The following is a 12,839-nucleotide window of genomic DNA, read 5'->3' on the forward strand; positions in this document are numbered from 1 at the left end:
GGACCTGGACATCTATGTTCAGTGTCCTTTTTATTTGGATTGGATGTCCGATTTTTTTGGATTGCACACATTAGGCTAACTTTTGACCTTGTGCAGGTTTCAAGGAAGCAGTAATATTTATGAATACTTACTGATGATCGATCAAGGGGGCGGATATATAGATGAAGCAATGGCTGCATAACCTGTTCGTCCAGGTTCGCTTTCGTAAAATTAGAAGCCGTTTTTTCGCCGCCATGATTTTGTTATCCGTCCCGCCGCTGGCGATTCTCGGCTATATTTCCTTCAATATTGCCAAAGAGACGCTTATGGATACGAATAAGCAGACGACGCAGGATCATCTTCGCACGTCGAGTGAGGTAGCAGATTTGATGTTTCGCAATGTCATTAACCTTAATCGATCCGTCATCTTGAACAATGATATCCGAGACGACTTGAGAGCGAGCCGAAATCCGACTTCCGAAGAGCAAAGCCTCATTAAAGACCGAACAATGGATCAATTGCAAAAAATGATAAACAGCAACTTTCTCGATTCCCGGTTTGTTGATTCGATCTGCCTGTATGATCTTCGGTTCGAGGCGTATTGCTTAGGCCGATCGGACGATGCGGGTATTTATAAGGGTGAGAATAAATACGAGCAAATCGAACAGAGCGACTGGTATCAGAAAGCTTTTAAGCGCCAAGGCGGCGTCGTTTTTTTTAGCAGCAATATCTTGGGGGACAAGTCCAATACGTTCTCTACGGTTAAGCTGTTTCGCGACTCTGATACGAATAACGGAGAACCGATCGGGCTGCTCGTTATTAACATATCGAAGTCCATCTTCGATACGATTTTTACGAGAAACATTCATTACAGCGGTGAGTTCCTCGCTATCGATTCGTCCGACGACAAGGTCCAAGTGATCTATCCGAAGCAATCTAAAATGATAGAGCAGCAGACTAATGACAATCTTGAAGCTACGTACCGCAGGCTGCAGGATCAGGGCTACCTGAGCGTCAACTACGAGAATGAGACGACGGGATGGATATTCATCCATGTAATCGCCATGCAGGATCTGTTGAAGGAGTCGAACAAGATTGGCTGGGCGACGGCGCTCATTGCTTCTGTAATCGGATTCATTGCGCTGGTCTTGTCATTCATTATCTCCGGGAGCATAACGAAGCCGCTTCTGCAGCTCAAAAAAATGATGGTTAAGTGGACGACAGGCACAAGAGATTTCGACGAAACGTTCGAGGAGGATGAGGTCGGCGCGATCGGCGAGTCGTTCAAGAGAATGTCGTCCGTTAACGAGGAGCTCAGCGAGAGGCTGCTCCATTCGGAGCTGAAGGAACGCGATGCCGAGCTTCGCGCACTCCAGGCTCAGATCAAGCCCCATTTCTTGTACAATACGTTAGATTCGATCTATTGGATGGCGACGCTTCAGAATAATCATGATGTTGCCCAAATGGCGATATCGTTGTCGGAGAGTTTCAAGTTGAGCTTGAACAAAGGCAAGGAAACGATACCTTTGTACAAAGAGCTGAAGCATGTCGAACACTATATGACGATTCAAAATATACGCTATAACAATCGCTTCCAATATATAGAGGATGTGGAGCCTGCTATAATGGGCATCGAAATTTTGAAATTGCTGCTGCAGCCTTTAGTGGAGAATGCGATCTACCATGGTTTGGAGCCTAAGGTCGGCGAAGGGACGATCAGCTTGACAGGCCGCAAGGATGGAGAATTCGTGCAATTCGCCGTGGAGGATGACGGAGTCGGCATCGAGGATATGGCGAAGACCGAGCAAGGCTACGGACTTCGCAACGTAAAGGAACGCATTATGTTGTTCTATGGGGAATCGAGCTCATTTCTTATCGTAAGCGAAGCAAACGTGGGTACGAAAATCGTTATACGATTTAAATACTTGGAAGAGGGAGGCGCAGAACATGCTTAAAGCGGTCGTATTCGATGACGAATATATCGTGCTTAAGGGGCTGCAAACGATGATCGATTGGCCGAGCTTCGGTATTGAGCTGGCGGGTACGGCAAGCGACGGTTACAGTGCGCTAGAGCTGTTCAGAAAAGTGCAGCCTGACATTATTCTGACGGATATACGCATGCCCGGCATGGACGGCCTGCAATTAATCGAGGCGGTCATGAAGGAAGCTCCGAATACGTACTGCATCGTCTTCAGCGGCTTTAATGAATTCGAATACGTTCGCCGAGCTATAGAACTGGGCGTTGCCGATTATTTGGATAAGCCTATTACGATTCAAAGCATCGAAAAGGCGATCCGCAAAATGTTAGTAAAAACGGAAGAGCAGAAGGAAAACTTGGCGATTAAGCAAAAATGGGAGGAGAGCAAGCAGGAGCTGTTGGAGAAGGCTACGCTGGATTTGCTGCTGACAGGCATAGAATCTCTGCCGAAGTGGCGCTCCTGCTTCGGACCGGATGTCGAACGGCTTAAGGGCGTTACGGTTCTGGCCTATAGCGGAAAGTTTGTTTGGACGAATCAGGAGCAGGTAGAGGCTGTTGCCGTCAAGCATGGCCAAGAGCAGTGGCTTGCGTTATTCCATTATGAGCACCCTACCCATGAATGGTGGGAGTGGCTCGCTTATGATGTAGATCTTAATGACCGGGAAGCGGTTGCGATCGGGGTCGGCCATACGTATTCGAACCTTGAACAAACATGTGCAAGCTGTAAAGAAGCGGTTCGCGCCCTGCGTTCAGCTCGCATGCTGCAGACGAAGGGGATCGTTCGATTCGAGGAGCTCGGTGAAGCGATGACTACGCCTAAAGGGCTAAGCGAGCGAGAAGAAGCGATCGTTCTTAGCATTCGTGCGGGCAATAAGGCGGGATTGCTGGAGCAGATTGATTATTTTATCGCATGGATCCTGAATGAGAAGGTCGACACGGAAATCATCGAGCGGGAAATGCTGAAGCTTATTTATATGACGCTGCAGGCTGCTCAAGAATCGGGATTGGATGCTAAGGCGGATGAGTTCCATCGGCGATATATGCCGCATGTCGAGATCAGTGAAGCGGCTGCCAGCGGACAGCTGCTGCCATGGTTCCGCGAGCAAATCGAGAAGATCGCCGACTTGACGATGGAATCGCGGGAACTATCAAAGCATGCTGCCGTCGAGCAAGCGAGAGCTTATATCGAAATGAACATTTCGCGGGATCTGTCGCTGCAGGAGGTTGCAGGTCACGTCGGCTTGAATGCAACCTATTTAAGCGTACTGTTCAAGGAAGTGATGGGCGAAACGTATATTAAGTTTCTAACCCGCTACCGGATGGAGTATGCCAAGATTCTGCTTGCCAAAGGGTTGAAGGTGAATGAAGCGAGCGAGAAGGTCGGCTATCATACGTATCGGCATTTTTCCGAGGTTTTCAAAAAGCATACGGGGTTTACGCCGGGACAATATAAGGATGAATTAGGGAATCCGTCGTGACTCCCTATTTTTATGTTCATATTCCATGCTATCCAAAAAAAACGGACATCAATCGATAAAATGCAGCACTGCAAACGCATACAATATCCGGTTTATAATCATGTCAGAGGGTACCCGGGCCCTAACTGCCATATTAATTCGAAGAATCAGGGGGATTTAAGCAGATGACGAATACAAGAAAAAGCTTGATTACTCTTTTTTGCGGCGTACTGATGACAAGCATGCTTGGCGCTTGCGGCAACAACTCGAACGGAACGAACGACAACCAGGCGCCAGCTGCTAATGACAATGCAACGTCGGCACCGGCATCTAACGACAACGGCGCATCCGACAAGAAAGTAACGATCTCATTGCTGACGGACAATACGCAGGATGCGGTTAATACGGCTAAAGCGGCTATCGAAGCGTTCGAAGCGAAATACCCGAATATAACGGTTGAGCACGAGACGCGTCCCGGCGGCGGCGAAGGCGACAACTTCGTCAAAACACGCCTATCCACCGGCGATATGAACGACGTCTTCTTCTATAACTCCGGTTCACTCATGCAGGCGCTAAACCCGGCGCAAAATATGGTCGACCTCACGAATGAGCCGTTCATGGACAACGTCCTCGATACGTTCAAAACGACGGTTGCATTCGAAGGCAAAGTATACGGCGCACCTGCCGGCGCGGCGCTTGGAGGCGGATGGTTCTATAACAAAAAGGTATATGCGGACTTGGGATTGTCCGTTCCGAAAACATGGGATGAGCTCATGGCGAACAATGAGAAGATCAAAGCTGCAGGCATTACGCCGGTCATCGGCACGTACAAGGACGACTGGACTAGCCAAATGATTTTGCTTGCTGATTACTACAACGTACAGGCGCAACTTCCGGCGTTCGCAGAGGAATATACGGCTAACAAAGCTAAATTCGCAACGACACCGGCAGCTCTAAGAGGCTTCGAGAAGCTGCAGGAAGTGTTCGACAAAGGTTACTTAAACAAGGATTTCAAAGCGACAACCTATGATGCTGGCGTGAAAATGCTTGCCGAAGGAAAAGGCGCGCATTACCCGATGCTGACATTCGCGGTACCGGTATTCGAGCAAAACTATCCAGATACGCTTGATGACATCGGTTTCTTCGCTCAGCCTGGCGACAACGCTGACCAAAACGGCTTGACGGCTTGGATGCCTGGAGGCGCGTATATTTACAAAAACACGGAGCATCTGGAAGAAGCGAAGAAATTCGTCGAATTCGTCGCTTCGGCGGAAGGCATGGAGGTATGGGCGAAAGTATCGAAACCGACAGGCCCTTATTTGATTAAGGATGCAAAGCTGCCTGACGATATTTCGCAAATCGTCAAGGATATGCTGCCATACTTCGAGAACAACAAAACCGCTCCGGCGCTTGAGTTCGTATCGCCGCTCAAAGGACCGAGCTTGCCGCAAATCACGACGGAGGTCGGCGCGGGCTTCAGACCTGCTAAGGAAGGCGCTGAGCTGTATGACAAGGACGTAGAGAAACAAGCCCAGCAGCTAGGACTTGCAGGCTGGTAATCGATGAAGGCATCTGAATAGAATTACAGTCGGCCCTCATAATGGATGCAGGGCCGACTTTATAGAACAATCGGGAGGGGACAGCATGAACAAGGTATGGAAAAGGAACTATTCGTATACCTTCCTACTGCCTGGAGCTATTATTTACTTCATTATTTTTATATTGCCGACCTTCATGTCTTTTTTCTTCAGCATGACAAGATGGACGTTGCTCGATTATGAGTTTATCGGCTTCGATAACTTCATTACCTTCTTCCAAGAGCCATCGCTTACGATCGGTTTCAAAAATACGTTCATTTATGCGCTTGTGACCTGCGTCCTTAAAGTAGTGCTGGGTTTATTGCTAGGTGTGTTCCTTACATCGAAGATCAAATCCAAAGCTTATCTTCGCTCGGTCGTGTTCTTCCCGACCTTGGTCAGTACAATCGCGATCGGAACGGCCTTCAGCATGATGATGCATCCGACCGAAGGGCTTATCAATACCGCATTAAGCGCAATCGGCATTGCCGGACCAGACTGGCTCGGCGATACGCGGATGGCACTGCTGTCCGTCGCTTTCGTTGATGTATGGAAAGGTGTAGGCTTCGCTACCGTTATTTATATTGCAGGCATTATGTCCATTCCGGAAGACTACTACGAGGCGCTGCAGATCGACGGGGGCAATGCTTTCAACAAGTTCTGGAATATTATCGTTCCTCTGAGCCGACCGGCTACGAATTCGGTCATTACGCTTGCTTTTATAGGCGGCTTGCGTTCCTTCGATCTGATCTGGGCGATGACGAAGGGCGGACCGGGTTTCACGACGGATGTGCTTGCATCGGTTATTTACAAGCAATATCAGGGCGGATTCTATGGTTTAGCGACTGCGGGCAACGTTATTTTATTTATCTTCGTAACCTTACTCGTATATCCGCTCACGGCATATTTGAACAGAAAAGAGGTTGACCTATGATTCGATCCTCCCGCAAGTTCATTGTTGAAATTATCGCAATCTTAGCGTCTATCGTTGTTTTCTGGGTGCCGTTCTATTTCATCATCGTTAATGCAATGAAAGATGCGAAGGAAGCGTCGCTTATGAATCTTTCATGGCCTTCCAGCATTCATATTTGGGAAAATATTGTCGAGGTTATTTCGATTCGCGATTATATGCTCGTTCGAGCTTTCTACAACAGCACTTTGCTGACGGTTCTATCGATTGTCATAATGGTCGTCGTCTGCGCCATTACAGGTTTTGTCATGCAGCGCCGCAAAGACAGATTCACCCCATGGCTTAGCTTCTTCGTCCTTGCGGGCCTTATAATACCTCCTGCCATCGTGCCGACCATTTGGGTACTTGACGGAATCGGCTTATTCAAGACGATGACCGGTATCGTGCTTGTCGAGGTTGCGCTCGGATTTCCTTTCGGCGTGCTTCTCTATCGCGGTTTTATGAGCGGTATTCCCCGCGAGATCGACGAAGCGGCAACGATTGACGGCGCTGGTGGATACCGGTTGTTCTTCCAAATGATCCTTCCGCTGCTGAAGCCTGTTACAGCAACGATTATTGTTACGTCGTCCGTCTCTATATTTAACGATTTCACGAATCCGCTTTATTTCTTTCCGGGTTCCAAAAACGCGACCGTTCAGCTCACACTATACAATTTCACGAGCCAGTTCGTGTCGCAGTGGAATTTGTTGTTTACGAACATACTGCTTATTACGATACCGCCTTTGCTGCTGTTTATTTTCTTCAATAAGAAAATCGTAGCCGGTATGACCGCTGGATCGGTTAAAGGCTAATCAAATACGAACTGAGATGTGATAGGGGGAAGCGAAATGCAGCAACTGCGACAACCGATGAGATTAAATGAAGCTTTCGTTCAAAAAGCGGAGCAGCTAACGCCTAAGCTGTTCCAGCAAGACGTGCGGCCGCAACGAATCGTAAATGTCGTTGCCGATGATAAAGCCTTTCAGGGCTGGCGGGTAGACGATGCTTATCGCATGGACGAATGGAGCGACAAGCCGTTCGGCAAAGGTGACAGCTCGATTGTGGATTTCGGCGAGCATCTCGTCGGTTATGTAACCATGAACGTGCGACCGGTAGGAAGTCCGCCCGATGCGCCTCTGAAGCTAAAGCTTATATTCGGTGAAATGCCATGTGAAGTGGCGGAGCCGTTCGAATCGTATGACGGCTGGCTCAGCAGCTCATGGCTGCAGGAGGAAACGATATTCGTTGACGTCCTTCCGGCTGAGATCAAGCTGCCTAGACGGTATTGCTTCCGGTATATGAAAGTGATCGTCATGGACACTTCGGCCAAATATAAAGTGTCATTCGGAGATTTGCGTTGCAGCTCGGTGACTTCCGGCGATGTATCGGCGATTAGTCCTTTGCCGAACAGCGTTCCCGCCGATCTGGCAGATATGGACCGAATCGGCATCAAAACGCTTCAGGATTGCATGCAGACGGTATTCGAGGACGGTCCGAAGCGGGATCGACGTCTATGGATCGGAGATCTGAGGCTGCAAGCTCAGGCCAACTACTTAACGTTCAACCAATACGAGCTCGTTAAACGTTGTCTGTACTTGTTCGGCGGCATGACGCTTGCGGGCGGCGAGGTAGGCGCATGTGTTTTCGAGAAGCCTTATGCGCATGTGGACGATACGCTGCTTTACGACTATTCGTTGTTTTTCGTAGCGACGCTCTATGATTATGTCGAGGCTTCTGGCGATACGGAAACGCTTAATGAATTATGGCCGGTTGCGATGGAGCAGATCCGGATCGCGGTTCGCAGGCTGGGTGGCAACGGCATCGTGATGGACGACCCGACCTGGTACTGCTTCATCGACTGGCATCCCGACCTTAACAAACAAGCCTCGGCGCAAGCTGTATTGCTCTATTGTCTAAGAAGAGGACTTCAGCTGGCAGAGAGATTGGGACTTAACGAAGAGCGCGATTATATACGCGGACAGATCGATAATGCGGCCAAAGCCGCAATGGATCAGTTGTGGGATGAACAGCAGGGCTTATTCGTTAGCGGCTCAGAGCGCCAGGTTTCATGGGCATCGCAGGTATGGATGGTGTTGGCGGAGGTGCTGGATCCGGAGCAAAATGTGAAGTTGCTTAATAATCTTATGGATCAATCTCCGGTGATCGGCATGAACACGCCTTATATGTATCACCATTTTATTGAAGCGTTGTTCAGTTGCGGGATGAAAGATAAGGCTGCCGAGCGGATGTGGGCGTATTGGGGAGAGATGATGAAGGACGGGGCGGATACGTTCTGGGAGCTCTACAGTCCCGAGGACAAAAAGCTGTCGCCTTACGGAAGCAATCTCATTAACAGCTATTGTCACGCCTGGAGCTGTACGCCGACGTACTTTATACGCAAATATTTGATTTAGTAGGAAAGTGAAGTCCTGTCGGTGGTTGGCAGGACTTTTTTTGCTTTAGTAGGTTGAGTTGACTTTAATAGATCGTTTCGCAATACTGAAAGGAGGAATATGAGAGGAGCGATAGGCAATGAATGTACTCCTATTCGGCGCATCAGGCATGGTCGGTCAAGGCGCGCTTCGCGAATGCTTGCTTGATCCCGAAGTGACAAACGTGCTGTCAGTTGGGCGAAGCGGGACGGGGAAGCAGCATCCTAAGCTTACGGAAATTATACATAAAGATTTACTTGACCTAGCTGCGATCGAGGATCAGCTTACCGGCTATGACGCTTGCATCTTCTGCCTTGGCGTATCCTCTGCGGGCATGTCCGAGGAGAAGTATCGCGCGATTACTTACGATATTACGATGAGTATTGCGCGTACGCTTGTAAAGTTAAACCCGCAAATGACATTCCTGTACGTGACGGGCATGGGGACGGACAGTACGGAGCAGGGCCGAAGCATGTGGGCAAGAGTGAAGGGCAAGACGGAAAATGATTTGCTGAAGCTGCCTTTCAAGGGCGCGTATATGTTCCGTCCCGGCGCGATCTTGCCGAAGCATGGCGTAAAGTCCAAGACGAAGCTGTACCAATTTTTCTACGTCATATTGAAGCCGTTATATCCATTGATGGAGCGTATGAAATCGGTCACGACCTCGGATAATTTGGCTTGGGCGATGGTCAAGGTTGCCAAGCATGGCCATGGCAAGGCGATAATCGATAGCGAAGAGATTAATCGGATTGCAGCCGTGCGTTGAGCATTTCTTATCCGCTGCTCCTTATGAGGGAGCAGCTTTTTTATTAGCGCATAAAATGCTTCCTATTGTCGGAAATTGTTCGATCTCCCATTGAGTTGTCCCCGTCCTCCGCTTATAATATAACGAGACTAATAATAGAAGAAAAGGTGTTAATCAATGAGCATATTAAACGTAGAAAGACTAAGCCACGGCTTTGGGGATCGTGCGATCTTCAATAACGTGTCGTTTCGCTTGCTTAAGGGCGAGCATATCGGGCTGATCGGCGCCAACGGCGAAGGCAAGTCCACCTTCATGAACATTATTACAGGCAAGCTGCAACCGGATGACGGCAAGGTCGAGTGGTCGAGAAGGATGCGTGTCGGTTACCTTGACCAGCATGCCGTGCTAAGCAAAGGCATGACAATGCGCGATGTATTGAAGGGCGCGTTCCAATACTTGTTCGACTTGGAGCAAGAGATGAACGACAGCTACGCGAGAATGGGCGATGTAACGCCGGAAGAACTTGAGCAGTTGCTTGAGGATGTCGGCACGATTCAAGATACGCTGACGAATCAGGATTTCTATATGATCGATGCGAAGATCGATGAGACGGCTCGCGGTCTTGGACTTACGGATATCGGCCTCGACAAGGACGTCAACGATCTAAGCGGCGGTCAACGCACGAAGGTGCTTCTTGCTAAGCTGCTGCTCGAGAAGCCAGACGTGCTTCTGCTCGATGAGCCTACCAACTACTTGGACGAACAGCATATTGAATGGTTAAAGCGTTATTTGCAAGAATATGAGAATGCCTTCATTCTTATTTCGCATGATATTCCGTTCCTGGACAGCGTTATTAACCTGATCTACCATATGGAAAACCAAGAGCTGAACCGTTATGTAGGCGACTACAGCCACTTCCAGCAAGTGCATGAAATGAAAAAGCAACAGCTGGAATCGGCTTATAAGCGTCAGCAGCAGGAGATTGCAGACTTGAAGGATTTCGTCGCGCGCAACAAAGCGAGCGTTGCAACACGCAACATGGCGATGTCGAGACAGAAGAAGCTCGACAAGATGGAAGTCATCGAGCTTGCGGCCGAGAAGCCGAAGCCGCAATTCAACTTCAAAGACGCGAGAGCGTCAGGCAAGCTTATTTTCGAGACGAAAGGTCTCGTTATCGGTTATGACAGCCCGCTCTCCAGGCCGCTTGATCTACGGATGGAACGCGGACAGAAGATTGCGCTTGTCGGTGCGAACGGTATCGGTAAGACGACGCTTATGCGCAGTATCTTAGGAGAAATCCCTGCTCTTGAAGGAACGGTCGAACGCGGCGAGCACCAGTACATCGGCTATTTCGAGCAAGAGATGAAGGAAGCGAATTACAACACCTGTATCGAAGAAGTATGGAAGGAATTCCCATCCTTCTCGCAATTCGAGGTGCGTGCGGCGCTTGCTAAATGCGGACTAACGACTAAACATATTGAGAGCAAGATCGCAGTACTGAGCGGCGGCGAGAAAGCAAAGGTTCGCCTATGCAAGCTCATTAACCGCGAAACGAATCTGCTCGTGCTCGATGAGCCTACGAACCATTTGGACGTGGATGCGAAGGAAGAACTGAAACGGGCGCTTAAAGCCTTCAAAGGCAGCATTCTGCTTATTTCCCACGAACCTGAATTTTATCGGGATGTTGTGACGGAAACTTGGAATTGCGAGTCTTGGACAACGAAAGTATTCTAATTTTGATGAATAAGGAAAGCCTGCCCGACTGCTGCAGTCAGGCAGGCTTTCGCATATTTTAGCCGATAAATTCTTGGACCCATTCGCCTTTGTAATAAGCGACGCCGATCTTCGTGAAGCTAGACTTAAGAATGTTCGCTCGGTGGCCCGGGCTGTTCATCCAGTCGTTCATGACTTGCTGCGGGGTAGGCTGGCCTTTGGCAATATTTTCGCCTGCATATTGATAAGTGATGCCGAATTGGCGCATCATATCGAATGGCGACCCGTATGTCGGCGAGTTATGATCGAAGTAGTTGTTGTCGAACATATCCTTTGCTTTGACCATCGCCATATTGGCAAGCTTCGCATCCATGCTCAGCGCACCAAGCCCAGCGCTCTGACGCTGCGCATTTACAAGCTTAAGCACTTCCTGCTCGAAATCGCCCGTACCTTGGCTAGTGCCCGGATTCGGGTTCGTGTTCGGAGCATTCGTTACGGTTGGCGCAGGTGAATAGGAAGGATTTTGTACATAATTGCCATTCCCGTTGTTGTAATTGCCATCATTCGTATTTCCGCCCGGATAGCCGATCTGTATTCTTCCCATCAGCCAGTCAGGCAAATTGAGCGATCTTGTTCTCATCGTATTGTCCGGCTGTCCGTGCGGATACGTAAGTGAAGAAGAAAAAGTGCCATTCTGCGAGTTGATCTTCATATTTCTGTCGGTATGAGGGATGGTTGTCCGCGTATTGGCAACATTGTTGATCCGCATATGCTCGCCAGTCGATTGTTTTTCAACCGTGTTAGGCGTGGAGGAACAAGCAGTAACAAGCAACAACGCAGCCAGCGCAACGTATTTCTTCATGAAATTCGATCAGCTCCTCGGCAAAGTATGATGTCGTGCGGGTTCGGCATTATGGTTGCCCGTTCACGCTTCCGCTATCCCGACATTCCGAGTCAAACGATGCCAATTCGCCATTCTTTGATGGCAATGGAGTATATTATTTCAGAATGACGTTGAAACTAGAATGAAATATGCTATCATAAAAATAAGTGATTAATCAAGCAAAAAGAAAAGCTGCTTTGTGGAAGGAGTAGTAACCCTGAACGCCGCAATGAAGATGTTGAAAAAGACAAGCCGCACTTTTTTTATTCCCATTAACCGTTTGAAAGCAGGCTTGAAAGAAGCTGTTAGCTCTGCTTATTTGTGTATGAGAGCGATCGATGAGATTGAGGACCACGAGACTCTCCCTGATGATCTAAAGGTGGAGCTGCTGTTAGCGATCCACGAGGCGTTTCAATCCGAGGATGTCGTTAAGAAGACGCAGGAAGTGCTTGCTCCGCACAGCAAAGTGCTGCCTGAAGTAACGATGATGCTTCATGATTGGGCGTTGTTATGCCCTCCGACGGTTGCGCCGGTTGTGTATCGCTACATTTCCAAAATGTCCAAGCAGATGGCCGATTGGGTGCATACGAGCTGGAATATCGATACGGAAGAGGATCTTGATCGTTATACGTACAGCGTTGCCGGCATGGTTGGCGAAATGCTCTCCGAAATCTGGCTGTGGTTCGACGGTACGAAGAGCGACTTTGCAAAAGCGGTTGCGTTCGGCAGAGGTTTGCAGGCGGTTAACATTTTGCGTAATCGCAAGGAAGACTTGGAACGAGGGGTAGACTTTTTCCCTAACGGCTGGGGCTCTGAAGAAATGATAACGTACACTCGCCGCAATCTGAAGCTTGCCGATGCTTACATCGTGGAGTTGAAGGGCGGACCGGCACTCGATTTTTGCAAAATACCGCTCACTTTAGCACATGCAACAGTTAATCTCATTGCCTCAGGCGGCAACAAGCTAACGAGAGATACGGTTTTGAAGCTCGTGAACAGTATTACTTAGTGGAACCGCGTGAACCGATTAAAGTCTAATCTCACTTCGATTGAGTGATGGTTAGGCTTTTTTTTTGACGTATAGGAAAGTATATGATATTGCACATACTTTCTCTATCCGTTTCGA

10 protein-coding genes are annotated in these 12,839 nt (G+C 48.8%); 9 read left to right on the forward strand and 1 reads right to left on the reverse strand.

The features are described 5' to 3' along the window. The first annotated feature begins 161 nt into the window (after positions 1–161). The 8 genes from AC0YN0_RS10615 to AC0YN0_RS10650 all read left to right on the forward strand — a co-directional run bounded on the left by AC0YN0_RS10615 (position 162) and on the right by AC0YN0_RS10650 (position 10,851). Positions 162–1,934 (forward strand): cache domain-containing sensor histidine kinase, encoded by a 1,773-nt coding sequence (locus AC0YN0_RS10615; RefSeq protein ID WP_475821254.1) that lies wholly within the window; start codon positions 162–164, stop codon positions 1,932–1,934. After that, complete coding sequence (locus tag AC0YN0_RS10620; RefSeq protein ID WP_475821255.1) at positions 1,927–3,435, forward strand: response regulator transcription factor; 1,509 nt, start codon at positions 1,927–1,929, stop codon at positions 3,433–3,435. The genes AC0YN0_RS10615 and AC0YN0_RS10620 overlap by 8 nt, the downstream gene beginning before the upstream one ends. A 164-nt stretch (positions 3,436–3,599) precedes the next feature. After that, positions 3,600–4,973, forward strand: a complete 1,374-nt coding sequence (locus AC0YN0_RS10625) for an ABC transporter substrate-binding protein (RefSeq protein WP_475821256.1) — start codon at positions 3,600–3,602, stop codon at positions 4,971–4,973. Positions 4,974–5,058: 85 nt separating this feature from the next. Further along, the gene (locus AC0YN0_RS10630) at positions 5,059–5,925 is read left to right on the forward strand and encodes a carbohydrate ABC transporter permease (protein ID WP_475821257.1); all 867 of its coding nucleotides are present in this window, start codon (positions 5,059–5,061) and stop codon (positions 5,923–5,925) included. Then, positions 5,922–6,752 carry a carbohydrate ABC transporter permease gene (locus tag AC0YN0_RS10635; RefSeq protein ID WP_475821258.1) on the forward strand — a complete coding sequence of 277 codons (831 nt, stop codon included), beginning with the start codon at positions 5,922–5,924 and terminating at the stop codon, positions 6,750–6,752. Before AC0YN0_RS10630 ends, AC0YN0_RS10635 begins: the two co-directional genes overlap by 4 nt. Before the next feature lie 36 nt (positions 6,753–6,788). After that, positions 6,789–8,354: an alpha-L-rhamnosidase-related protein gene (locus tag AC0YN0_RS10640; protein WP_475821259.1), complete on the forward strand. Its 1,566-nt coding sequence runs from the start codon at positions 6,789–6,791 to the stop codon at positions 8,352–8,354. A gap of 118 nt (positions 8,355–8,472) precedes the next feature. Continuing rightward, complete coding sequence (locus AC0YN0_RS10645) at positions 8,473–9,138, forward strand: NAD-dependent epimerase/dehydratase family protein (protein WP_475821260.1); 666 nt, start codon at positions 8,473–8,475, stop codon at positions 9,136–9,138. A gap of 156 nt (positions 9,139–9,294) precedes the next feature. Continuing rightward, positions 9,295–10,851 (forward strand): ABC-F family ATP-binding cassette domain-containing protein, encoded by a 1,557-nt coding sequence (locus AC0YN0_RS10650; protein WP_442049300.1) that lies wholly within the window; start codon positions 9,295–9,297, stop codon positions 10,849–10,851. 58 nt (positions 10,852–10,909) lie between these two features. Here AC0YN0_RS10650 and AC0YN0_RS10655 read toward each other — a convergent pair whose 3' ends face one another. After that, entirely contained in the window at positions 10,910–11,692 is a 783-nt protein-coding gene (locus AC0YN0_RS10655; protein WP_475821261.1) for a CAP domain-containing protein, read from the reverse strand. 250 nt (positions 11,693–11,942) lie between these two features. Between AC0YN0_RS10655 and AC0YN0_RS10660 the strand changes: the two genes are divergently transcribed. Beyond that, entirely contained in the window at positions 11,943–12,722 is a 780-nt protein-coding gene (locus AC0YN0_RS10660; RefSeq protein WP_337099300.1) for a phytoene/squalene synthase family protein, read from the forward strand. Positions 12,723–12,839 lie beyond the last annotated feature (117 nt).

The organism is Paenibacillus sp. J22P218, from assembly GCF_056269195.1.

Bases quoted from the DNA above. Each gene is read 5' to 3' on its own strand.
- AC0YN0_RS10630 (WP_475821257.1), top strand. From the start codon at position 5,059: ATGAACAAGGTATGGAAAAGGAACTATTCGTATACCTTCCTACTGCCT.
- AC0YN0_RS10625 (WP_475821256.1), top strand. From the start codon at position 3,600: ATGACGAATACAAGAAAAAGCTTGATTACTCTTTTTTGCGGCGTACTG.
- AC0YN0_RS10650 (WP_442049300.1), top strand. From the start codon at position 9,295: ATGAGCATATTAAACGTAGAAAGACTAAGCCACGGCTTTGGGGATCGT.
- AC0YN0_RS10640 (WP_475821259.1), top strand. From the start codon at position 6,789: ATGCAGCAACTGCGACAACCGATGAGATTAAATGAAGCTTTCGTTCAA.
- AC0YN0_RS10615 (WP_475821254.1), top strand. From the start codon at position 162: ATGAAGCAATGGCTGCATAACCTGTTCGTCCAGGTTCGCTTTCGTAAA.
- AC0YN0_RS10645 (WP_475821260.1), top strand. From the start codon at position 8,473: ATGAATGTACTCCTATTCGGCGCATCAGGCATGGTCGGTCAAGGCGCG.
- AC0YN0_RS10620 (WP_475821255.1), top strand. From the start codon at position 1,927: ATGCTTAAAGCGGTCGTATTCGATGACGAATATATCGTGCTTAAGGGG.
- AC0YN0_RS10660 (WP_337099300.1), top strand. From the start codon at position 11,943: ATGAAGATGTTGAAAAAGACAAGCCGCACTTTTTTTATTCCCATTAAC.
- AC0YN0_RS10635 (WP_475821258.1), top strand. From the start codon at position 5,922: ATGATTCGATCCTCCCGCAAGTTCATTGTTGAAATTATCGCAATCTTA.
- AC0YN0_RS10655 (WP_475821261.1), bottom strand. From the start codon at position 11,692: ATGAAGAAATACGTTGCGCTGGCTGCGTTGTTGCTTGTTACTGCTTGT.